Raw genomic sequence first — 22,926 nt, 5'->3', positions numbered from 1 at the left:
AGTGAGATTTCGGCCGACCTGCGCGCTGATGATGGGCCGTGTCCGGCCATCAACTCGCCCCTACGCCCGTCGTCCTCACGCTCCCACACTCCTACGCCCCTGCCCCCCACCTTCGTCATTGCGAGGAGGCGAAGCCGACGAAGCAATCCAGGGCGGCTCTGCGCGACTCTGGATTGCTTCGCTCCGCTCGCAATGACGAAAGGAATGGAGACGGGGCAGGAGAAAACCCCTGCCCCGTCTCCACTTACCGCCCGAGCAGGTTCCTTGCCTGGCTGGCGATCTGCGCCAGCATGGCGGGGCTCAGCGGCACGGTGTTTTCCGCACGCTGCACCATCGCGCGGAAGGTCTGGATCGCGGCGATATGCGCGCGGCCCCATTCCTCGGCGGCCGCCGCCGGGTCGGACTTGCCCGCCTTGGTTCCGGCCAGGCGCTTCAGGAAGTCGAGGCGCATCTGCTGGAAGTCGCGGGCAAGACCGGCGACGAGCAGGCGCTCCCACGGGTCCGAAGGGTTCATGATCGAGGCACTGGCCTGCGCCCAGTCCAGCCCCAGTCCCGCGCCGATGCGGGTGAAGGCCCCCACCAGCTGACGCGGATCGATCCCGGCATCGGCCGCCAGCGCGGCGATGCCTACGGCCCCGTCGAGGTCGTAGAGGTTGGCCACCATGCCCGCCTCGTCCTCGGGCGCGCCGAGTTCGAGCAGGCCGCTGCGCAGCTTCTTCGAATGCGCGACGATGCGTTCGCCCAGCAGCTCGTGCGTATCGACCGAGAGCGTGGCCACCGGCTTGCCGATCCGGGCCATGACTTCGGACGGCGCGGCCTGTCCCGCGCCCGCCCGCAGCAGGTCCGCCATGTGCCCGCGCACCACGCCGGCCGTGCGGTCGAACAACGCGATGCGGGCGTCTTCGCTCATCGGCGCCACTTCGAGGCGTTCCCAGAGGGCGTCGAGATTGAAGAGCTGCTCCGCCAGCGCGAAGGCGGCGGCGACTTGCGCAAGGTCCGCGCCCTCCTCCTCGGCCAGTTCGAAGGGATGGACGATGCCCAGGCGATTGACGATGCGGTTGGCCAGCTTGGTGGCGATGATCTCGCCGGCCAGGCGGTGGCCTTCGATGAAGCGGGCGAACCTGGCCTGCATCGGCTGCGGGAAGGCCGCCAGCAGCATGGGCTGGAGCGTTGCATCCGTCGCCAGGGCCGAGTTCTCGATCGCCGCCTGAAGCACCAGCTTGCCGCTGGACAGCAGCACCGCCAATTCGGGGCGGGTCAGCCCGCGCCCGTCCTGCGCGCGGCGGCCGAGCGTTTCGTTGTCGGCCAGCCCCTCGGTCTTGCGGTCGAGATTGCCGCCTTCCTCCAGCGTCTCGATCAGGCGGATATGCGAAGGCATGGCCGTCGCCCCGCCGCGCTCGGCGATGGAAAGCGCCAGGGCCTGGAGGCGGTTGTCCTCCAGCACCAGCTCGGCCACTTCGTCGGTCATCTCGCGCAGCAGTTCGACACGCTCTTCCTCGGTGAGCTTGTCGGCCCGCTTGGCGGCGGCCAGCGCGATCTTGATATTGACCTCGTTGTCCGAGCAGTCGACGCCCGCCGAGTTATCGATGAAGTCGGTGTTGATGCGCCCGCCCCTGGAGGCGAACTCGATGCGCGCGGCCTGGGTGACGCCCAGGTTGGCGCCTTCACCGATCACGCGCACGCGCAGTTCGTTGGCGCTGACGCGCAAGGCATCGTTGGCCGGGTCGCCCACAGTGGCGTTGTTCTCGCCGGAGGACTTCACGTAAGTGCCGATACCGCCGAACCACAGCAGGTCGACCGGCGCCCAGAGGATCGCCGAGATCAGCGATTCGGGGTCCAGCTCGCTCGCCTCGATGCTCAGGGCGGCGCGCACTTCGTCCGTCAGTGCGATCGACTTGGACTTGCGCGAGAACACGCCGCCGCCCTTGGAGATCAGCGCCTTGTCATAGTCTTCCCAGCTCGAATGCGGCAGGTCGAACATGCGCCGACGCTCGGCCCAGCTTTTCGCGGCATCGGGGTCCGGGTCGAGGAAGATGTGGCGGTGGTCGAAAGCGGCCACGACCTTGAGCGAGCGGGAAAGCAACATGCCGTTGCCGAACACGTCGCCCGACATGTCGCCGCAGCCGATCACGCGGACCGGGTCGTTCTGCACGTCGACGCCCATTTCCAGGAAGTGGCGCTGCACCGAAAGCCAGGCGCCGCGCGCGGTGATGCCCATGGCCTTGTGGTCGTAGCCGTTGGAGCCGCCGCTGGCGAAGGCGTCGTCCAGCCAGAAGTCGCGCGATTCGGCGATGCCGTTGGCGACGTCGGAGAACTTGGCAGTGCCCTTGTCCGCCGCGACCACGAAATAGGGGTCCTCGCCGTCGAGGATCACCACGCCCTTGGGGTGGACGACCTTGTCCGCCACGATATTGTCCGTGATCGAGAGCAAGGTGCCGATGAAGATCTCGTAGCTCGCCTGCCCCTCGGCCGCCCATCCGGCGCGGTCGAGCGCGGGATCGGGAAGCTGCTTGGGATAGAAGCCGCCCTTGGCGCCGGTCGGCACGATCACCGCGTTCTTCACGCGCTGCGCCTTCATCAGGCCCAGGATTTCGGTGCGATAGTCGTCGCGGCGGTCGGACCAGCGCAGTCCGCCGCGCGCGACGGGGCCTGCGCGCAAGTGGATGCCTTCCACGCGGCGTGAATAGACGAAGATCTCGCGCCAGGGCAGCGGCTTGGGAAGGCCGGGGACCAGCGCGGAATCGAACTTGAAGGCCAGCGCGGTCTCACCGGCGGGCGCGAAGGCATTGGTACGCAGCATGGCGGCCACGACATCGCGGAAGGCCCGCAGGACGCGGTCGTCGTTGATGGCGTTGACCTCGGCCAGGCCGGCGCGGATGGCTTCCTGCGCCTGGGCCTTGGCCTGGGCGCGGTCGCCCTTGAAGGCGGGATCGTGAATGCCGCGGAACAAGTCGATGATGCCCAGCGTCACGGCCGGAGCGCCGAGCAGCGCATCGACCACGGTGCCGATACCGAAGTGCATGCCCGCCTGGCGCAAGTAGCGATACCAGGCGCGCAGCCAGTCGGCCTCGCGCTTGGAGAGGCCGAGGCCGGGGACCAGGCGGTTGAAGGGATCGTTCTCGGCCTGGTTGTTGAGCACGCCGGCCAGGGCGTCCTCGATCATCGGCGCCAGCTTGAGCACTTCGCGCGCATCGCTGCCGGTCGGCAGGGCGAGCGTGAAATCGTGGATCGTGCCGATCCGGCCGCGGTCGAGCGGGGTCGGCATTTCCGCCAGCACCCGGAAGCCGAAGTTCTCCAGCGCGGGCACCGCGTCGGAGAGGGGCAGGCTGCCCTCGGCCTGGTAGATCTTGAGGCGAAGCTGCGGCGCTTCGCCCGAATCGTGCTGGTAGAGGCGCACCCCGCGGCTGCCGCGCGCTTCGGTACCGGCATCGCCGACCACCAGTCCGCGCATGTGGCCGATGTCGATGGCGGCCTCGCCCGGACCGTAGTCGCTGCGATAGGCCATCGGGAAGCCTTCGGCATAGCGGGTGGCGATGGCGGCGGCCCGGCCAGGTTCGAGCGACTGGGCCAGCGCGGCTTCCACCGCCTCACCCCAGCCGCGCAGCATGACCTGCAAACGGTGGTCGAGCGCTTCCTCGTCAAGCACCTGAGTGCCCTCGCGAATGTCGAGCGTATAGCGCAGCATGGCCAGGTTGCCCGCCTCGACACTGAGCGCCCAGTCCAGCGTGGGGGCCTGCGCGGCTTCCTCGATCATCGCCTGGATGCGCTTGCGCATCTGGGTGGAGAGCGTGTCGCGGGCGATCCACACGAATGCGAAAAGGTGGCGCGACAGCGGCGAGGCAGTGACCACCAGGCGCGGGCGCGGACGGTCGACCAGCGCGGTCATCGTCGTGGCCAGGCGCTCGACGTCAGCTTCACCAAAGCCCAGCACCAGGTCGTGCGGCAGGCTGGTCATGGCATGGGCCAGGGCCTTGCCGGTGTGGCCGCCCGGGTCGAAGCCCAGCTTGCTGCCAAGCCCGGCCAGGAGACGGCGCAGACGGGGAACCCGGTCCGGCGCAACGGCCAGCGCGGCGCTCGTCCACATGCCCGCATGGACCGAAAGCGCGGCGATCTTGCCGCCCTCGATGACCGGCACCAGGAACAGGTCCAGCGGTACGCGGCGATGGACGGTGGAAATGACATTGGCCTTGATGACCATCGGCGCACGCACCTCGCCCGCGGCAAGCTGGGCATCGAAAGTCTCGAAGGCTCGGTCGTAGCTGGCGTCGGACAGGAGGTCGCGGGCCTCGCGCTTGCACACGCCGAGCTGGTCGGCATGGCTGCCGTCGCGGCGGCGGGTGACATGGCCCAGCTGGGTGAGCATGCCGCCGGCGAACCAGCGCAGAAGCTCGGCGCCTTCGGCATCGTCGACGCGGTCGGCATCGGCGTCCATCGCCTCGACCATCTTCGGCCAGTCGGCCACGGCGATCCGCACGTCGGCCAGCGTGGTTTCCAGAGCGGCCTGGATATCGCGGCGCTGGCGCGCATCGGCACGGGCGGTCTCGATGTAGATCATCGATTCGCGGCGCGCGCCTTCGCCGGCCTCTTCCGGAAGGGCGACGAGGTCGCCCTTGGCATCGCGCTCCACGCGAACGACCGGGTGAGCCAGGCGGTCGATCACGAGGCCCGCCTCGGCAATGACCGCGGCGACCGAGTCGACCAGGAAGGGCATGTCGTCGTTGACGATGGCGATGCGCAGATAGCGGCGCTCGTCGTTCTCCGAAGCGATCTCGATCACCGGAGTCTCGGGCGCGCGGTGCGCGGCCAGTTCGAGCAGGACGTGCGCGGCTTCCTCGACCCAGGCGCCTTCATCGGGCGCGTCGCCGGGCAGCAGCGAATCGCGGATGCGCGCCACGATGGCAGGCTGCAGCGCGGAGGCCTTGCGACTCGGCTTGGTTCGGGTCTTGGGGGCGGCGGTCAGATCGTCTGCGCTCATTGCATTCTCCCGCATATCAACGGCAGGCGAGGCGTCGCAGTGCGCCTGCTGCCAGACGACGAATATAGGGCCGGTCCAGCGATCCGGCATCCTTCCGCTTTTCCGCCTCGGGCGAAAGATGACGGCAGGGCCTTTTCAACCACACACATGACGATGCGGCGACCCGAAGCGACCGGCCGGTCTCGTCGGCATGGCGAGGTTGTAACGTGATTTCCCTGTCACGCAACATTCGTTTAACGGTGCGAAATTGATTTATTTGCACTTCGGTGGCGGAGGGAATTGCCGCCTAACCGAGCCCGGCCCTGGCACCGTCCAGCCGAAGCTGGAGGAAGGGCGCGAAAGTGCCCCCGAAGTGCGCTCTCCCGCGAGGTTTGCCCCGCTTCGGCCCTTCCCCCGGCCCCCGGTAATCGACGAAGCTGGCGACTTGCAGGTCTGGCAGCACCCACCAGCTATAGGCCTGCCACGGCGCGTCCTTGGGATTGGCGAAAACCAGCCCGTGCCCGTTGAGCAGACGCCACGGCGCGCCGATCCCGGTGGAAACCGCCCCGTAAAGCCCCGTGGGCGCGGCGATCCCCGGCGCGAAGACACCTGCCTGGGTCGACCAGAAGAGATAGCAGAGCCCCCCATGGCTCACGATATGCGGCCGCTCCAGCTCGTTGTTCACGCCTGCCGCGTCGACCAGCGGCGGCAGTTTGGCGAACATGCCGTCCGACTTTTGCCGCGCCAGACCGATCACCCCGTTATGGGCGCCGCGCCGCACGGCCGAAGAGGCCGTGAACAGCACGTAACGCGTACCGTCCGCCGCGCGGAACAGGCTGGGATCGCGAAACGCCTTGATCGCCCCGGCCCGGCCGCCGCCCTCGTGCCGGGTCATGTAGTGGAGGTCCGCCGGCGCGACGATTTCCTCCGGCTCGGACCAGTCTCCAAAGGCCTCTCCGCTCTCCGGCAGCCGCGCCCTGCTGGCAAAGAGGCGCTGACGGAACGAGAGATCGCGCTCCCCCCGCATCCCCGCCGCGGTGAAGCGCTGTGTCACCATCCCGTCCTCTATCGTGGCGGAACCGGACCATTCGCGGCTGCCGGGCGTGAACCCGTCCGGGAACGTCGCGCCGAGGTGGCGGAAGCGTCCGTCCTTGCGATGGAAGTGGTGGATGCGCGCGTGGGCATGGCGCATCTCGGGGTCGGCAAAGGCCGGAGCGGCGAGTGCGAACCACAATTCGCCGCTGCGCCAACGCCGCGGCGTGCCATCGATATCGGCCAGCGGCCAGGCGTCCCAGACGTCCAGATCGCGCGAAATGCGGCGGACGTCCGCGTCCTCCAGCCGCGGCGCCCGGTCGAAGGCGCCTGCTTCCAGCCGCGCGAGATCGCGGGCCGTCCACGGCAGCGGCGAGAGGGCCAGTTCGGTTTCGGACATGCGCGAATATCCCTGCAATCGAGGACTTTAGACTCGGAGCTTCACGGCTCGGCAGCGAGCAATGGATTGCAGGGTATCCGTGACTTTTCGTCAATTCCGCAATTAAACCTAGGAAATCGCCGCTAAAACCCCGGCCCCATGCCAGGGCGGTAGATCGACGGATTTGAAGCGCACCGGTTTCGCGATAGAACAAGGCACGGCCGCAAGTTCGGAGGAGCCCATGAATCCAGGCGCAAAGCCCGAACTCTCGCTGCTGCGCATCTGCGAAATGAACCTCGGTTTCCTCGGTCTCCAGTTCAGCTTCGGCCTGCAACAGGCCAACATGAGCCCGATCTACCGCACGCTCGGCGCTACCGAGGCGATCCTGCCGCTGCTCTGGCTGGCTGGGCCGATGACGGGGCTGATCGTGCAACCCCTGGTCGGCGCGATGAGCGATCGTACCCGGTCCCGCTTCGGGCGGCGCACGCCCTACTTCCTGATCGGCGCGGTGATCTGCTCGCTGTGCCTGCTCGCCATGCCCTATTCGCCCTCGCTCTGGGCGGCCGCGGCCCTGCTCTGGTTGCTGGACGCGGGCAACAACGTGACCATGGAGCCCTACCGCGCCTATGTGGCCGACCGGCTGCGTCCCGCGCAGCGGGCCACCGGCTTTCTCACGCAAAGCGCCTTCACCGGCCTTGCCCAGACACTGTCCTACCTTGCGCCTTCGCTGCTGGCCGCCACGATCGACCGCGACCTGCTGGACGCCAACGGCATTCCCGCCATCGTCCGCGTGGCCTTCGCGATCGGCGCCGTGCTCTCGCTTTCCACCGTGGTGTGGTCGCTCCTGCGCGTGCCGGAACTGCCGCTTGCGGAAGCGGATCGCGCGCTGCAAACCGGCGGCGCAACCGCGACCTCCCTGGCCCCGCGCGCGCTGCTGCGCGAGCTTGGCGCGGCCTTGCGGGAAATGCCGGCACCGATGCGGCGGCTGGCGCCTTCGATGCTCTGCCAATGGTATGCGATGTTCGTCTACTGGCAGTTCATAACCGACGCGCTGGCCCGTTCGATCCACGGCACGTCCGACCCCGCCACGCCCGCCTATCGCGCGGCGATCCTGGAGACCCAGCAACTCGGCGCACTCTACAACGCCATCGCCTTCGCCGCGGCGCTGGCGCTCATCCCCCTCGTGCGGCGATTCGGCGCGGCATGGATCCACATGGCCTGCCTCGCCGCTTCGGGACTGGCCATGTGCTTGATACCCCAGGCCAATTCAATGGCCGCCCTGGCGCCGCTGATGATCGGGCTTGGCCTCGGCTGGGCCGGAATGATGGCAAATCCCTACATCATTCTCGCCAGCGCGATCCCTCCCGAACGGACCGGGCTCTACGTTGGTCTTTTCAATATTTTAATCGTGGCGCCCATGTTGATCGAGACGGTGACGATGCCATTGATCTATAAATCGCTGCTGGCTTCGGATCCGCGCAATGCGCTGGTCCTGGCCGGGTTCCTGATGCTGGCCGGTGCAGGCGCGACGCTTCTGGCAGTCGCCCCGCGCCGGCCGCAGCGTGGAACAGACAGATATCAAACGGACCACCCGTTTCCGCCGCGGGATTCGAACAGTTAGCCGGCCGGAAAAAGGAAGATGGATGGCGGGGAACGACGATCAGCTGATGGACATGCCGGCGCCCGGCCCGCTTGAAGGGACCGAAGCCGCGCCGAATGAGGGTGGCCTGCGCGAAGGGGGCCTGCATGCTGGAGCTGGGCATGGCGGGGCTGGGCATGACGACCGCCCCCATGTCCGCACCCTGGCCGATCTCGCCCGCATCGCCGGCGTTTCGGCAGGAACCGTCTCGCGCGCCCTGGCCGGCAAGGCCCTGGTCAATGCCGAGACGCGCGATCGCATCCAGGCGCTGGCCCGCCAGCACGGATTCAAGCCGAACCAGATGGCCAGCAAGCTGCGCACCGGGCGTACCGGGGTGATCGGCGTGGTCATTCCGCTCGGCCATGAAAAGCGCCAGCACATCTCCGACCCGTTCTTCCTGACGCTGCTGGGCCATCTGGCGGACGAGCTGACCGAGAGCGGCTACGACGTCATGCTCAGCCGCGCGATGCCGGACGGCTCAACGGACTGGCTGGAGCGTCTCAGCGGGTCGGGCATGGTCGACGGGATCATCGTCATCGGCCAGTCGGACCAGTTCCCGGTGATCGAACGGGTGTCGCAGACCTACCGCCCCATGGTCGTCTGGGGCCACTATCGCAGCGGCCAGAGCCACTGCGTGGTCGGCACCGACAACGAACTGGGCGGCCGCATCGCCGTGGAGCATCTGCTGGCTGCGGGCGCCCGCAATCTCGCCTTCCTGGGCCAGACCGGCGGGATCGAGATCGCCACCCGCTATCGCGGCGCCGCCATGGCGGCCGAGGCGGCCGGCGCGCCCTTCGTCCATCTCCCGGTCGAACTGGCGGACGAATCGATGGGACCGCAGATCGAACAGGCGCTCGCCACGGCCGGTCGCGCGATCGATGGCCCGATAGACGGTATTGTCGCCGCGTCGGACCTCATTGCCATGTCGGCCCTGCGCATCCTGCACGACATGGGCCGCGCGGTTCCCGGACAGGTGCGGATCGTCGGTTTCGACGACCTGCCGCTGGCCGCACAGACCACGCCGCCGCTCACCACCATCCGTCAGGAAATCGCCGAGGGCGCGCGGGCGCTGGTCGAAAAGCTCAGGGCCCGGATCGAAGGGCTGCCCACGCAGAGCCTGGTCATGCCGCCCCGCCTCGTCGTGCGCCAGACCACGCAGAGCTGATCGCCGCCGGCTTTCGTCTCCATCCGCCCGTTTCCCGCTCTTTTTCCTGCCTGGGCATTTCCCGGCCTTCTGGTGATTCCACCTGCGCCGAAAATGCTCTAGGCAACGATTGCCTCGCCGGTGGAATCACGCCCGGCGGGACAAAGTGCGAAGATGAGGGGGTTTTTTCGGTGGTCCGGGAAGTGAGCGGCACGGCGGGATGCTGATCGGGATCGATCTGGGGACGACGAACAGTGCCGTGGCGATCTGGCAGGGCGGCGAAGCCGTGCTCGTGCCCAATGCCCTGGGCGAATTGCTGACCCCTTCCGCCGTCTCCGTCGCAGCCGGCGGCCAGGCATGGATCGGCCGTTCCGCGCTGGACCGCCTTGCCGCGCATCCGCAGGATACCGCCACCAGCTTCAAGCGCCTGATGGGCACGGCCGCCACGGCCCGGCTGGGAAGCCGGCTCGGCGGCAAGGACTACGCTGCCGAGGACCTCTCGGCGCTGGTGCTGAGCGCGCTCGCCGCCGATGTCGAGGCGCTGACCGGCGAACGCCCGACCGAGGCCGTCATCACCGTCCCCGCCTACTTCAACGACCGCCAGCGCAAGGCGACGCGCCGTGCGGGCGAACTTGCCGGGCTTGCCGTGCGCCGCCTCATCAACGAACCGACCGCCGCCGCTCTTGCCTTCGGCCTTCAGAACAAGGGCGACCGCGAGCCGTTCCTCGTCTTCGACCTCGGCGGCGGGACGTTCGATGTCTCGGTGGTCGAGATGTTCGACGGCATCGTCGAAGTGCGCGCCTCGGCCGGGGACAACCGGCTGGGCGGGGACGATTTCGACCATGCCCTGGCAGCCTTCGCCAAGCCGCGCATCGATCCGGAAGCCAGGCTGGACGCCTTGCCCGCCGACCGGCGCGAGGCGCTGCTCAAACGCGCGGCCGAGAGCTGCCGCCGCGCCCTGACCACAGCGCCCGAAGCGGAATTCGCGGTAGTTCTGGGCGAGGAACGCCTCGCCGGCACGATTACCGAGGCCGAGTTCGAAAGCGCCTGCGAACCGCTGCTGCGCCGGCTGCGCGAACCCGTCGTCCGGGCCTTGCGCGATTGCGCGATCGACGCTTCGGAACTCTCCGAGATCGTGCTGGTCGGCGGGGCCACACGCATGCCGGTGATACGCCGGGCGATCACCCGCCTGTTCGGCCGGTTCCCCAATGCCTCGGTCCATCCCGACCACGCCGTCGCGCTGGGGGCGGCGATGCAGGCCGCGCTGCTGGGCCGCGATGCCGCGCTGGACGAGATCCGCATCACTGACGTGTGCCCCTTCACGCTCGGCGTCGAAGTGGCGGAGCAGGACGGCCACGGCGGCTTGCAGCGCGGGCTGTTCTCGCCGGTGATAGAGCGCAATACGCCGGTGCCGGTCTCGCGAGTGAATACCTATTCCACTCTGGGCAACAACCAGAAGACGCTGGAATTCGGCATCTACCAGGGCGAAGCCCGCGAAGTGCGCGGCAACGTCAAGCTGGGCCACATCGCCATCCCCGTGCCGCCGCGCCCGGCCGGCGAAGTCTCGGCGGAAGTGCGCTTCTCCTACGACAGTTCCGGGCTGCTGGAGATCGACGTCCACATCCCGGTCAACGGCACCGAGCGCAACCTCGTCATCGTCGACGAGGAGGACCGGCCCGGCCGCAAGGAACTGGACGAGCGCCGCGCGGCCCTGGCCAGGCTCAAGTTCCATCCCCGCGAGGATGCCGCTCACGTCGCGCTGATGGCCCGCGCCGAACGCTGCTACGAGGATCACATCGGCGACGTCCGCCAGGCGATCGGGCACTGGATCACGCTGTTCGCCGGTGCGCTGGATACCCAGGACCCGCGAAGCATCGCCGATGCCCGCGCGGTGCTCGCCGCCCGGCTGGACGAAGTCGAAGGGAGCAGCCCCTTATGAGCGCCCCCTGGTCGATCCTCGGCATCGGCATGACGGCCGACACCGCCGCCATCCGCAAGGCCTATGCCGCGCGGCTGAAGGCCATGGACGTGGACCGGGACGTCGAAGGATTCGCGCAGCTTCGCGAGGCCCGCGACCATGCGCTGCGCCTGGCGCGGGGCATGGCCGCCGCCGCGAGCGAAGAGCCGGAACCGATCGACGAGGATACGGAGTTCGAGCCGGAGTTCGGACCTTCTCCCGAAGCGCCCGCGCGCTGGACTTACGCCGCGCCGGAACTGCCGGGCGAATGGAGCGGCGCCCAGCCGCTGGCCGCCCGCCCGGGCGAGCCGGACGACACCACCATGCTCGGCCGCATGGCCTGGGCCGCCGCCGCCGCGCGCGAGGGCGTGAGCGGCGCGGGCATTCCGCTCACCACCATCGATCCGTTCACCGCGCCCTTCCTGCCGGGCAACCACGCCGCCGACGATGCGCTGGGCCTGCGCCCCGGCGAAAGCCCTGCCGAGCGACTGGCGATCCTGCTCGATCCCGAGAGCGCGGCAGCCAGCGAGCCGCTCTCCGAAACCGAGGCACGGCAAGCCACGCGCGCCCTGCGCAAGATCCTGGACGATGCCGCGCAGGCCCATATCACCCGCGCCCAGCAGATCGAGGACTGGCTGGCCGAAGTCCTCGCCCGCGGATGGCCCCGCTCGGCGCCGTTGCTGGAGGATGCCAATGCCGCCTTCGGCTGGGAACGGGAATGGGCCGCTCACGACGCGCGCCCCGGCGTCGCCTTCCTTGGCGCGCGCCTGCGGGGCTATCGTTTCCAGCAGAACGTGCTCCAGCCCGGCCATCGCTATCACAAGGCGTGGAACGAGTTGGCCCGACCCGGCAAGGCCGGCCTGTTCCGCATGCTCCGCAAGCCCGCGCAAGGCGACGTGGACGGCCTGCTGCGCGGCGTGCGCAAGAACTTCCCCGAGCTGGAAACCCATTTCGCGCCGGAACGCGTCGCCTCGTGGGAAGGCGGCAATCCTTTCGCCGCCGGTCTCCTGGTGCTGCTGGGCGTGATCGCCCTCGGGGTCGTACTGGCACTGGCGGACAGCCCTTCGGGCCGTCGCTCCACGCTGGAGCACGATAGCTGGGCCGCCATGCAGGCCGCCGTCGAGGAAACCTTCGGAGAAGGCCACGACCCATCCTGGCTATGGGACCGTCAGCCGGAACTGGCCGGGCTGCTCAATGCGCAGGCGCGCGACTTGCTGGAGAACGGGCAGGACCAGTCCGCCGTCGTGCGCAAGTCCGTGGAGATCGTGCGCGGCCGCAGCTTCCTCAATGGACGCGAATTGCCGGGCGCGGACCTCGACACCGCCATGACCCTGCGCCTTGCCCAATTGCGCGCGGCCCGGGCGCAGAGCGATGCGGCCTGCATCCACTTGCGCAATTCCGGCGTGCTCGACGGGATCACCCCGGTCCCGCCCGAACTGCGCGGGAAAGAGCGTGAATTCGCGGCGCACCTCGCGGAAACCGGCAAGCTCGGTCGCCCGCAGGACCACGGCGAGCGGACCGCCATGGTGCCCGGCGAACTGATCGACGAAGTGGTCGGCACGACTCGCCTGAGCCATGACAAAGTGCGCGAGGCCATGTCGGGCAAGGGCGACGATGCCACCGGCTGCGCCGTCACGATCGCCCTGCTGGACCGCACCCTGGCCTGGAAGGGCGCGAACCGCCGCGAGATCCTGATGACGCTGTGACGCGGTGCCCAGGCAGAATTTCGCCGGGCCCGCGCCAGAGACACCCGAGGCCGCTAGAGCGCCAGTCCGGCGGCGCGAGCACTCGCCCAGGCCCATTGGAAGTTGTAGCCGCCCAGCCAGCCCGTCACGTCGGCCGCCTCGCCGATGACGTAGAGCCCCGGCACCTTGCGCGCTTCCATGGTCTTGGACGAAAGCGCGCCGGTATCGATCCCGCCCGCCGTCACTTCGGCCTTGGCGAACCCTTCCGAACCGTCCGGCACGAATGGCCAGCGCGCCAGCTTTGCTTCGGCGGCGCCCAGCGCCTTGTCGGACATGGCGCCGAGTTCGCCGGGGAGGGCCAACCGTTCGCAGAGCGCTTCCGCCAGGCGGTCCGGCAAGGCCTCGGCCAGAACCTTGCGCAAGCTGGTGCGCGGGCGTTCACGCTTGGCGTCCTTGAGCCAGCCTTCCGCCCGACCGGGCATGAACTGCGTGGTCACCGTCTGGCCGCGCTGCCAGTAGCTCGAAATCTGGAGGATCGCCGGACCGGACAGCCCGCGATGGGTGAACAGCGCCGCTTCCCGGAAGGCCGCCTTCCCCGCCTCCTTGCCGCTGACCCGCGCGATCACTTCCGTCGAAACGCCCGAAAGCTCTCGAAACAGCGCCTCGTCCCCGGCCAGCGTCAGCGGGACCAGGGCCGGGCGCGGCTGCACGACCTTGAGGCCGAACTGCCGTGCAAGATCGTAGGCGAAGCCGGTGGCGCCCATCTTTGGGATCGATGGCCCGCCGGTGGCGATCACCAGCGCCGGAGCCTGGGCGACGCGGCCGCCGAAGGCCACGCGGTAGAGGCCGTCGGCATGGGCGATCTCACCCAGGGCATCGCCGCAGCTTACCTCGACCCCGCCCCTGGCGCATTCCTCCAGCAACATGTCGACGATCTGCCGCGCCGATCCGTCGCAAAACAGCTGGCCCAGCGTCTTCTCGTGCCAGGCGATGCCGTAGGCCTCCACCATTTCGAGGAAATCGGCCGGTGTGTAGCGGCTCAGCGCCGACTTGGCGAAGTGCGGATTGCTGGAAAGATAGCGATCGGGCGCCGTGTCGCGATTGGTGAAATTGCACCGCCCGCCCCCTGAAATCAGGATCTTCTTGCCCGGCTGGTTGGCATGGTCGAGCAGCAGCACGCGCTTGCCCCGCTGCCCGGCGGAGGCCGCACAGAACAGCCCGGCGGCCCCTGCGCCAAGGACGATGGCGTCGTAGGCGTCTTTCAAGGCATGGGCCTTTCGGCTGACAGCGGACGCGCAGTGGGGATCGCGGGAGCCTTGGAGAAATCCCGCTCCTGCGCCGGGTGCTGAAGGATCACTGGCCGGCCTTGCCCCCATCCCCTGCCGCAACCGGAGCCAGCTCCAGCGCGAGCGCCTCCGCGACGCGGATGCCGTCCACCGCTGCCGAGAGGATGCCGCCGGCATAGCCCGCGCCCTCGCCCGCGGGATAGAGCCCGCGCGTGTTGAGGCTCTGCAGGTCCCGGCCGCGGGTGATTCGCACCGGCGAGGACGTGCGCGTCTCCACGCCCGTCATCACCACGTCGGGATGGTCGTAACCCGGCACCTGCCGTCCGAAGACGGGCAGCGCCTCGCGGATGGCATCGACGACGAAGTCCGGCAGGCAGGTCTTCAACTCGGTGAGGTGAACGCCCGGCTGATAGCTTGGGATCACTTCGCCGAATTCGGTGGAAGGCCGGTCTGCAAGGAAATCTCCCAGCTTCTGCCCCGGCGCCTTGTAGTTCTCGCCGCCCGCCTTGTAGGCCAGCTCCTCGAACTTGCGCTGGAAGGCGATGCCGGCCAGCGGGTCTCCGGGATAGTCCTTGTCGGGATCGATATCGACGACGAGGCCGGAATTGGCATTGAATTCCGCGCGCGAATACTGGCTCATGCCATTGGTGACGACGCGGCCCGGCTCGCTGGCCGCCGCCACCACGCGCCCGCCCGGGCACATGCAGAAGCTGTAGACCGTGCGGCCGTTCGAGGCCTTGTGCGCGATCGAATAGGCCGCCGCCCCCAGGATCTTATTGCCCGCATTGTCGCCGTAGCGCGCGGTGTCGATCCAGCTTTGCGGGTGCTCGATGCGAACGCCGATCGCGAAGGGCTTGGCCTCGATATAGACCCCGCACTTGTGCAGCACTTCGAAAGTGTCGCGCGCCGAATGGCCCACCGCCATGATGACGTGACTTGCAGGCAGCAGTTCGCCGGTGGAGAGATGCAGGCCGGTGATGCGGCGTTCCCCGTCCGCGCCCTCCTCGACTTCGAAGTCGTCGACACGGGTGCCGAAGCGATATTCGCCGCCGAGCTGCTCGATGGTCTCGCGCATGGACATCACCATCGTCACCAGGCGGAACGTGCCGATATGCGGATGGGCCTCGGTGAGGATGTCGTCCGGTGCGCCGGCCTTCACGAATTCGGTCAGGACCTTGCGGCCGAGGTGGCGGCTGTCCTTGATGCGGCTGTAGAGCTTGCCGTCCGAGAACGTGCCCGCGCCGCCCTCGCCGAACTGCACGTTGCTCTCGGTATCCAGCACCGAGCGGCGCCAGAGGCCGAACGTGTCCTTGGTCCGCTCGCGCACGGCCTTGCCGCGTTCGACGATGATCGGCCGGAAGCCCATCTGCGCCAGGACCAGCGCCGCGAGCAGGCCGCAGGGCCCGGCCCCGATCACCACCGGGCGCGGGCCGTCGAAGCCTGCCGGCGCATGCGTGACGAACTTGTAGGAGGTGTCCGGCGTCAGGCGGACGTGCTGGTCGCCGTGGTGTGCGGCCAGGACTTTCGCCTCGTCCCTGACCGCCACGTCGAGGGTATAGACCAGCTTGATCGCGTTCTTGCGCCGCGCGTCGTTGCCGCGGCGCACCACGGTGACGCGCTCGAGTTCGCCGGGCTCCAGACCCAGCCGCGCGCAGACGGCGGCATCGAGATCCTCGGGAGCATGGTCGAGCGGCAGGGCAAGGTCGGACAAGCGTAGCATCCGCGCGCCCTTATACCCGTTCGCGCCGCGACGCCACGGGTTTGCGGAGCGGCGGAGCGAGAGCGCCGCCCGGACATGCCCTCGCGGCCCTGGGGCGGCGCAAGGGCCGGGAGGCTAGGGCCTGGTCTTGCGGGCCGCGCGAACCGGCGCGCGGGCGAAACTCCAGCCCCCGGCATTGGGGCGAACCACGAGATCGCCGATCGAGGCAGGGCGTCCCTCGCGCAGGCTTTCCAGCAGGCGCGCCACGGCGCTGCCGCGCGGTTCCTCGCCGCCGAGTTCGGTGATGCAGCGCGCCAGCACCCGCAGCGCAACGGCACGCGGAGCCTGGGGACGATAGCGCAGGCCCATCGGCTCCTTGCTCACGCAGGAGCGCCATTCGAGCGCCGCCATCCAGTCCAGCGCGGCATCGGCTTCGGCGAGATGTTCGGCGCTGCGCGCGATCGCAGCCACGTCCAGCCAGTCGGCCCCGGCCAGCGCCTTGCGGATCCGCACGCGGTCGAAACGGTCGTTGGCATTGCTCGGGTCCTGCACCGTACCGATCCCCGCGACGACTTCGGCAAGCGCGCTGCGCCGCCAGTCCAGCACCGGGCGCAGCAGTGGTATCGCCGTCAGCGGCACATGGCCGCGGCTGCGCGCGCCGGCCAGCCCGGCCACGCCGCTGGCGCGGTTGAGGCGCATGAGCAGGGTTTCGGCCTGGTCGTCGGCATGGTGGGCGGTAGAGAGGGCCGCAAGGCCGCGCCGCTCGATCCACTCCGCCAGCGCCGCATAGCGCGCCGCGCGGGCCTCGGCCTGGACATTGCCGGGCGCCAGCGACACCTTCAGCGTTTCATGCGGGACACCCAGGCGGAGGCAGAGCGCGGCGACATCGTCCGCCTCCTGCCCGCTTTCGGGGCGAAGGCCATGATCGACGGTGGCTGCCTCCACCCGCCCCGGCAGGGCCGCCTGGGCCAGCAGGAGCAGCGCCGTGCTGTCAGGCCCGCCCGACACCGCCACGGCGAGCCGGGCCTCCGGCGCGTCGACGCCTTCGGGCCAGAGCGCCGACAGCCCTGCCCGGAACCGTTCGACGGCTTCGGGCGCGGGCGTCAGCTCGGGATCAGGCGCAGCCCAGTCCACTGCGCGTGGAATCGTAAGTGCCCTTGAGGCGGCCGGCGGCCTCGCTGGCATAAGTTTCGCTGAATTCGGCCAGCGCGATGCAGGCCCGCTTGTTGTCCTTGAGCTGCTTCATCGACACCGCGAGGTACAGCAGGCTGTCCGGCGCGCGATCGCCGCGCTTGTCGGTCTGGTAGTTCTGGACGAACCACTTGGCCGCCTCCAGCGGATTGCCATCGTCCAGATAAGCGCGGCCAAGCAAGTTGCGGCCCCAGCTCGAACGGGCGTGCTTGGGATACTTCTCTAGGTAGAGCTTCAGCTGCTGCTGCGCCTCGGGGTAGAACTTCGCTTCCCACAGGCGGTAGCCATAGCTGTATTCGTCATCCGCGGCATCGGCGGTCTGCGGCTTGACGATGGCGCGAACGGCCTCGATCCGCGAATTCGACGGTCCGGCCGGCCGCGCGGGCGTGGCGGCGACGGGCGTTGCCGTGGGCGCCGGGGTCGCGCCGGGCGTCGGTGCCTTGCCGGGAGACGGCGAGAACGATCCGGGTTGCTGGCCCTGCTCCGGCGCCATGGCACCGGGCATCGGCGCCGCCGGAGCGCTCGCCGCCAGGCGGGCCTCAAGCTGGTTGATGCGGTTGGTGTTCTGCTCGACTTGCGAGGTCAGCTGGCGAAGCTGGCCTTCCACGGCATCGATGCGCAGCAGCATATCGCTGATCGGCGTCGAGGCGGGCTGGCCGGGAACCGGCGTGGGCGTCGGCGTGGCCGGCTTGATTTCGGGCTCGAAAAACTTGCCGTCACCGCCCGGGAAAACCTTGCGCTGCAGCGCGCGCACTTCGGATTCCACCTTGTTCAGGCGGGCACCGGTATTGTCCTGCGCCTGGGCCGGCATGCTCGCACCGACCAGCGCCAGGGCCACGACAGCCGTTGCGGCCAGCCGCATCCGGCGCACTTCCATGGAAAAACGGTTCATCGCCAAGTCTACTCCGTGCCAGGGCGCGCCGTGCGCCCTCTCGGGTTCCGGGACGCCATGGACAGGAGAAACGGAACCGCGTGTTAACCAGAAATGCCTTGCGGGCGGAATTGCCGCAAACGCTGCCTCCTTGTCGAGGCAGGCTCAGTTGGAAGTGGTGGAAAGCGGCGCCGGAGCCGAAGCCCCGGCCGTGGGGACCGTCGCGGGCGCTGCCGGAGCGGGTGCTCCCGAGGGCGCAGACGCGCCTGCCCCCGATTGGCCCCGCGCCAGCAGGTCCGCCGGAACCAGCGAAACGCCGGACATGACCATCGGCTTGGTGGCGAGCGGCGCGATGGCCTTGCCGCCGACCGTGATCGCCAGACCGTCCGGCCTGCCGAGCCGAAGCTGCGGCGCCTGCGCGCCCTGGGGCACCGTCCAGCTCTCGTTCTGCTTCAGGGTCTTTTCCACCAGCTTGCCGGTGGTATCCGTGACGCGCAGCCAGACGCCGTCGACCGTGGCCGTCAACACGACCGGGCCGTTCGTCGGCTGCGGCGCGGGCGCCGGAGCCTGCGGCGCCGCGGCACTGGGCGCGGCGCTGGGCGTATCGGACGTGAGATCGGGCAGCTTGCCCTCCGGCGAGAGGTAGTTGCTCCAGAACACCAGCAGCACCGCGATCACCACGATCGCGCCGGCCGCGGCAACCCAGGCAAGGCGCAGCGACGGAACGCGGGCGGGATCGCCCGGCTCGAAATGCGGGACCACCACCGGTTCGCGCGCACCCTCGGCATCGAGCTGGCGGCGCACTTGTTCGGCGATCGCCTTTTCGTCCAGCCCCAATGCCCGGGCATAAGTCCGCGAGAAGCCCACCGCATAGGTGCGCGCGGCAAGGTCACCCAGTCGGTCTTCCTCGATGGCGGAGAGATGGCGCTCGGCAATTCTCGTCTGGACGGCGATCTGCGCGAGGCTCAGCCCTGCAGCTTCACGCGCCCGGCGCAAGGTCGCACCGACCGTGGACGAAGAACTTCCGGCCGCAGCATTGGCCAAACCTTCGGACGGCCCCTGATTTTCAACGTTTTCCATTCCGCTCCCGAAGGGATGGTAACTGAACCTGACGGGAATCCACCAAACCGCGCGAGAATCCAAAGTCAATCACGACAAGGCAGATAACTCGAATACTTTGCGGCGGATGCGACCCCGTGCACGGCGAGTAACATCCGCGCAAGTCTGCTTTATGTCAATCGGGGCGCCGGGGCTGAAACGCCCGATCCCCGAAAACACGGGGATCAATCCACTGCAATGTCGCGTTCGGCCGCCCAGGCGGTCAGCGCGGCGCGCATGTCCGCAGGCGGATGGGCCAGCCACTGGTCCATGGCGGCACCGATTTCGCGCAAGTCGACCTGGCCGACCAGATCCTTGGTCGGCCCCACCGAGGCGGGCGTGATCGACAGGCGGCGAATACCCAGGCCGAGCAGCGCCAGCGCCTCCAGCCGGCGCCCGCCCATCTCGCCGCAGACGGCGATCTCGACATTGTGGCCATCGACGCTGCGGATGACCCGGCGCAGGAAGCGCAGGATCGCCGGGCTCACCCAGTCGTAGCGCTCGGCCAGCTTGGGATTGGCCCGGTCCGCCGCGAAGAGGAACTGGGTCAGGTCGTTTGTGCCGATCGACAGGAACGAGATCTTCGGCGCCAGCAGGTCGAGCTGCTCGGCCAAGGCCGGGACTTCCAGCATGATCCCGTAGTGGATCGCTTCTGGAAGAAGCTTCTTCTGGCTGCGCAGGAATGCGAACTGCTTTTCGAAGACCGCCTTGGCCTGGTCGAACTCCCAGGGCTCGGCCACCAGCGGGAACATGACGTGAAGCGTGCGCCCGCCCGCCGCTTCCAGCAGCGCGCGCGCCTGCACCTTGAGCAGGCCCTCGCGCTCGAGAGCGACGCGCAGGGCGCGCCAGCCCATCGCCGGGTTTTCCTCACCCTCGCCGTCGTCGTGACGCAAGTAGGGCAAGGTCTTGTCGCCGCCGATGTCGACCGTGCGGAACTTCACCGGCTTGTCGCCCGCGGCTTCCATGATGTCGCGGTAGAGGCGGGTCTGGCGTTCGCGCGAAGGGAGCGTGGCGGAGACCAGGAACTGGAATTCGGTGCGGAACAAGCCGATGCCGTCCGCCCCGGTCATGCTGAGGTTGGCGATGTCGTCGCGCAGGCCGGCATTGATCATGACCTGGATGCGGGTGCCGTCCAGCGTGGTCGGCTGCACTTCGCGCAGGGCGGCATAGGCGGCCTGGCGCTGACGGCTCTTGGCGAAACGCGCTTCGAAAGCCTCGATCACGCCGGCCGGCGGGCGCACCATCGCCGTGGCCTGGTCGGCATCGAGCAGGAGCTGGTCGCCTTCGCGCACCACGCCGCGCAGACCGCGCACGCGCCCGAGCACCGGAATGCCCATCGCCCGCGCCACGATGACGACATGGCTGGTGAGCGAGCCTTCCTCCAGGATCACGCCCTTGAGGCGGCGCTTGTCGTATTCCAGCAATTCCGCCGGGCCGAGGTTGCGGGCGATCAGGATCGCATCGTTGCGCAGCCCCAGCGAGGCCGCCGTGCCCATCTGGCCGGAGACGATCCTGAGCAGCCGGTTGGCCAGATCCTCCAGGTCGTGCATGCGATCCGCCAGCAGGGGATCGTCGATCTGGCGCATGCGCATGCGGGTGCGCTGCTGCACGCGTTCGATGGCGGCTTCGGCGGTGAGGCCGGAATCGATCGCCTCGTTGATGCGGCGGGTCCAGCCTTCGTCGTAAGCGAACATGCGGTAGGTTTCGAGCACTTCCTCGTGCTCTCCGCCCATGCCGAATTCGGCCTGGCTGGCCATGCGGTCGATCTGCTCGCGCATCTTGTCGAAGGCATGGATCACGCGCTGGCGCTCGGCCTCGGTGTCTTCCGCGACGATATGCTCGATATTGACGCGCGGCTGGTGATAGACCGCCTGGCCCGAGGCCAGGCCCTTCACCAGCGTCAGACCGCGAAGCTGCTCCGGCCCGGTCTGCGCGGCGCCCAGGGCATGGACGTCCACTTCGTCGATCAGGTCGGCATTGGTGATGAGTTCGGACAGGACCATGGCCACCGTCTGCAGCGCCTCGATCTCCACTTCCTCATAGCGGCGCGGCTCGACATGCTGGACGCAGAGCACGCCGGCGGCCCGCTCCCGGCGCACGATCGGCACGCCCGCAAAGGAGTGGAAGCGGTCTTCGCCGGTTTCCGGGCGATAGGAGAAGTCAGGATGGGCGGCCGCTTCGGCCAGGTTCAGCGTCTCGATCCGGTCGGCGATGCTGCCGACAAGGCCCTCGCCCACCGCCATGCGGGTGACGTGGACGGCTTCCTGCGCCAGCCCGCGCGTCGCGAACAGTTCCAGCATGCCTTCGCGCAGGAGATAGATCGAGCAGACCTCGCTATCGAGGCATTCGCCGATCACTTCGACCACCGTATTCAACTTGGCCTGGGCGTGATTTCGCGACGCCATGACCTCGTGGAGGCGGGTGAGGATGGTTCGTGCTGCTTCTACGGCTCCGCTGGTCATGAAACCCGAGTAACCCAAAGCGAGCGCTTTGGAAACGCGGCCGTTGTGAAAAGATGTGTCGGGAAAAACGTCCGCGCGAAATGCGGATACCTCCAAGGCGGCCCCCGGCACGTTACCGCACCGAGGGCGCCTGAGGGAGCGGCTTCACCGCCCGGGAAATCGGCCTCGATGCAAGGGAGACCGAGGGATCGCCACGGGGGATGGCTGCTCTGGTACTGACCCAGTCAGCGACAGGTCAGTGACGAGAGATTTCTTCCTTGATCCTGAGCTTCCGCTTCTTGAGGGCCTGGATCATGGCTGCGTCAGGTATCGGACGGCACAATTCGTCATGAATCTGCCTTTCAATTCCGGCATGCTTGAGCTGCAAAGCGCTGACGTGCGAACTATCCATGGACGGTTCTCCTCTTTGTTCGGGGGGTGGGCCGGCCCCTTTGCCTGCGACCTCTCTTGGCGACTCGGCATGGGCAATCCGGCGCAAAACGGATGGAACCACATCCTGCCCATCTTGCGAAGACCGCGAATGGTTCATATCGGTGAATCGCGTGCCTGCTGCGTCGAGCGGGGCATGTGAATTTCGCATCCGCAGACTGTCATTCGAGAGTAGGAAATCCTGGCGTGACCGAAGAGGAAATGCGCAAGCGCCTCGAAATCCTCAAGATCGAGCACCGCGATCTCGATGCGGCTATCGATGCGCTCACCGTGCCCGGCGCCGGCGACCAGCTGCAGATCGCGCGCCTGAAAAAGCGCAAATTGAAACTCAAGGATCAGATCGCGGTGATCCAGGACTTCCTGATCCCCGATATCATCGCCTGATTTCTTGCGCAGGATGGTGCTTCACGGTGCCGGGTGCGCTCGTCACATCCGCGGCGAGCTTGCGGCACCCCCGCTTTTGCCTGACCGCACGTCCGCGTAAAACGTACCGATAGGGGACAAGCACCGGATTCGTTTCGGAAAATGCCTTAAGGGCAGTTGCCGCGGACTCGCCGGTAAGAAATATGGGCAGCGCATGCCCAACTCCGCGACCATAAACCCGCGCATCGTCGAGGCGCTCTATTGCGAGGCGCTTCTGCTCGCGGACGAGGTGCGCGAGGCGTTCGCCCTGCCCGGCCCGCCGCGGGAAGCAGCAGCGGAAGCAGGTTTGAGCGAGGCGCTGGAAACGAGTGACGAGCCGGAGCGTATCGCCCTGTCGAGCGAGGGCCTGCGCACGACCACGCGCATGATGCATGCGATCGCCTGGCTGCTGAACCAGCGCGCCTTTATCATGGGCGAGATCAGCCAGTTCCAGCTTCGCCGCAATGGCCGTCTTTCGCCGCTCCTGCGCCATTCGGAAGTCGCGCAGCTCGCCCGCCTGCAACCGGAGATCGTCGACCTGGTGGAAACGACGCAGCGCTTCTACGACCGCCTGCTCCGGATCGACGGCCGCTGGCGCCTGCGCGACGACGTGCAGCCAAGCGCGATCGAACGCCTGCGCGAACGGATCGAGCGGCGACTGGCGAGCTGAAGCACAGAGGCTCCGCGCGCGCGCCTGC

15 protein-coding genes are annotated in these 22,926 nt (G+C 68.3%); 6 read left to right on the top strand and 9 right to left on the bottom strand.

Going from position 1 to position 22,926, the window contains the following annotated elements:
* Window positions 1-244: 244 nt before the first annotated feature.
* Window positions 245-4,975: an NAD-glutamate dehydrogenase domain-containing protein gene (locus tag EDF57_RS18065; protein ID WP_134095260.1), complete on the bottom strand. Its 4,731-nt coding sequence runs from the start codon at window positions 4,973-4,975 to the stop codon at window positions 245-247.
* A 286-nt stretch (window positions 4,976-5,261) separates the two neighbouring features.
* Window positions 5,262-6,386: a glycoside hydrolase family 68 protein gene (locus tag EDF57_RS18060; RefSeq protein WP_134095259.1), complete on the bottom strand. Its 1,125-nt coding sequence runs from the start codon at window positions 6,384-6,386 to the stop codon at window positions 5,262-5,264.
* Between the two features lie 220 nt (window positions 6,387-6,606).
* Here EDF57_RS18060 and EDF57_RS18055 point away from each other — a divergent pair, with 220 nt between their 5' ends.
* The 4 genes from EDF57_RS18055 to EDF57_RS18040 all read left to right on the top strand — a co-directional run bounded on the left by EDF57_RS18055 (window position 6,607) and on the right by EDF57_RS18040 (window position 12,811).
* Window positions 6,607-7,986 carry an MFS transporter gene (locus EDF57_RS18055; protein ID WP_134095258.1) on the top strand — a complete coding sequence of 460 codons (1,380 nt, stop codon included), beginning with the start codon at window positions 6,607-6,609 and terminating at the stop codon, window positions 7,984-7,986.
* A gap of 22 nt (window positions 7,987-8,008) precedes the next feature.
* Window positions 8,009-9,169: a LacI family DNA-binding transcriptional regulator gene (locus EDF57_RS18050; RefSeq protein WP_243841138.1), complete on the top strand. Its 1,161-nt coding sequence runs from the start codon at window positions 8,009-8,011 to the stop codon at window positions 9,167-9,169.
* Between the two features lie 199 nt (window positions 9,170-9,368).
* Window positions 9,369-11,087, top strand: coding sequence for a molecular chaperone HscC (locus EDF57_RS18045; RefSeq protein ID WP_134095257.1), 1,719 nt, complete (start codon window positions 9,369-9,371; stop codon window positions 11,085-11,087).
* Entirely contained in the window at window positions 11,084-12,811 is a 1,728-nt protein-coding gene (locus EDF57_RS18040) for a hypothetical protein (protein WP_134095256.1), read from the top strand. The genes EDF57_RS18045 and EDF57_RS18040 overlap by 4 nt, the downstream gene beginning before the upstream one ends.
* Before the next feature lie 53 nt (window positions 12,812-12,864).
* Here EDF57_RS18040 and EDF57_RS18035 read toward each other — a convergent pair whose 3' ends face one another.
* The 7 genes from EDF57_RS18035 to EDF57_RS18005 all read right to left on the bottom strand — a co-directional run bounded on the left by EDF57_RS18035 (window position 12,865) and on the right by EDF57_RS18005 (window position 21,788).
* A complete protein-coding gene (locus tag EDF57_RS18035; RefSeq protein ID WP_134095255.1) occupies window positions 12,865-14,055 on the bottom strand; it encodes an NAD(P)/FAD-dependent oxidoreductase in 1,191 nt (396 codons plus the stop codon).
* An 88-nt stretch (window positions 14,056-14,143) separates the two neighbouring features.
* Complete coding sequence (locus EDF57_RS18030; protein ID WP_134095254.1) at window positions 14,144-15,796, bottom strand: NAD(P)/FAD-dependent oxidoreductase; 1,653 nt, start codon at window positions 15,794-15,796, stop codon at window positions 14,144-14,146.
* Window positions 15,797-15,910: 114 nt separating this feature from the next.
* On the bottom strand, window positions 15,911-16,909 hold the full coding sequence (tilS, locus tag EDF57_RS18025; RefSeq protein WP_243841137.1) for a tRNA lysidine(34) synthetase TilS: 999 nt from the start codon (window positions 16,907-16,909) through the stop codon (window positions 15,911-15,913).
* Entirely contained in the window at window positions 16,890-17,858 is a 969-nt protein-coding gene (locus EDF57_RS18020) for a hypothetical protein (protein ID WP_243841136.1), read from the bottom strand. The genes tilS and EDF57_RS18020 overlap by 20 nt, the downstream gene beginning before the upstream one ends.
* Before the next feature lie 144 nt (window positions 17,859-18,002).
* Window positions 18,003-18,917: a helix-turn-helix domain-containing protein gene (locus EDF57_RS18015; RefSeq protein ID WP_134095252.1), complete on the bottom strand. Its 915-nt coding sequence runs from the start codon at window positions 18,915-18,917 to the stop codon at window positions 18,003-18,005.
* A gap of 203 nt (window positions 18,918-19,120) precedes the next feature.
* Complete coding sequence (ptsP, locus tag EDF57_RS18010) at window positions 19,121-21,397, bottom strand: phosphoenolpyruvate--protein phosphotransferase (RefSeq protein WP_132265172.1); 2,277 nt, start codon at window positions 21,395-21,397, stop codon at window positions 19,121-19,123.
* A 235-nt stretch (window positions 21,398-21,632) separates the two neighbouring features.
* The gene (locus EDF57_RS18005; RefSeq protein ID WP_132265170.1) at window positions 21,633-21,788 is read right to left on the bottom strand and encodes a DUF465 domain-containing protein; all 156 of its coding nucleotides are present in this window, start codon (window positions 21,786-21,788) and stop codon (window positions 21,633-21,635) included.
* Window positions 21,789-22,012: 224 nt separating this feature from the next.
* Here EDF57_RS18005 and EDF57_RS18000 point away from each other — a divergent pair, with 224 nt between their 5' ends.
* Both EDF57_RS18000 and EDF57_RS17995 read left to right on the top strand, forming a co-directional pair.
* On the top strand, window positions 22,013-22,210 hold the full coding sequence (locus tag EDF57_RS18000) for a DUF465 domain-containing protein (RefSeq protein ID WP_132265168.1): 198 nt from the start codon (window positions 22,013-22,015) through the stop codon (window positions 22,208-22,210).
* 193 nt (window positions 22,211-22,403) lie between these two features.
* A complete protein-coding gene (locus EDF57_RS17995) occupies window positions 22,404-22,898 on the top strand; it encodes a DUF1465 family protein (protein ID WP_134095251.1) in 495 nt (164 codons plus the stop codon).
* Window positions 22,899-22,926 lie beyond the last annotated feature (28 nt).

Source organism: Novosphingobium sp. PhB55 (assembly GCF_004368805.1).
Classification (GTDB): Bacteria; Pseudomonadota; Alphaproteobacteria; order Sphingomonadales; family Sphingomonadaceae; genus Novosphingobium.
This window is presented reverse-complemented; position numbering and strand designations above follow the sequence as displayed.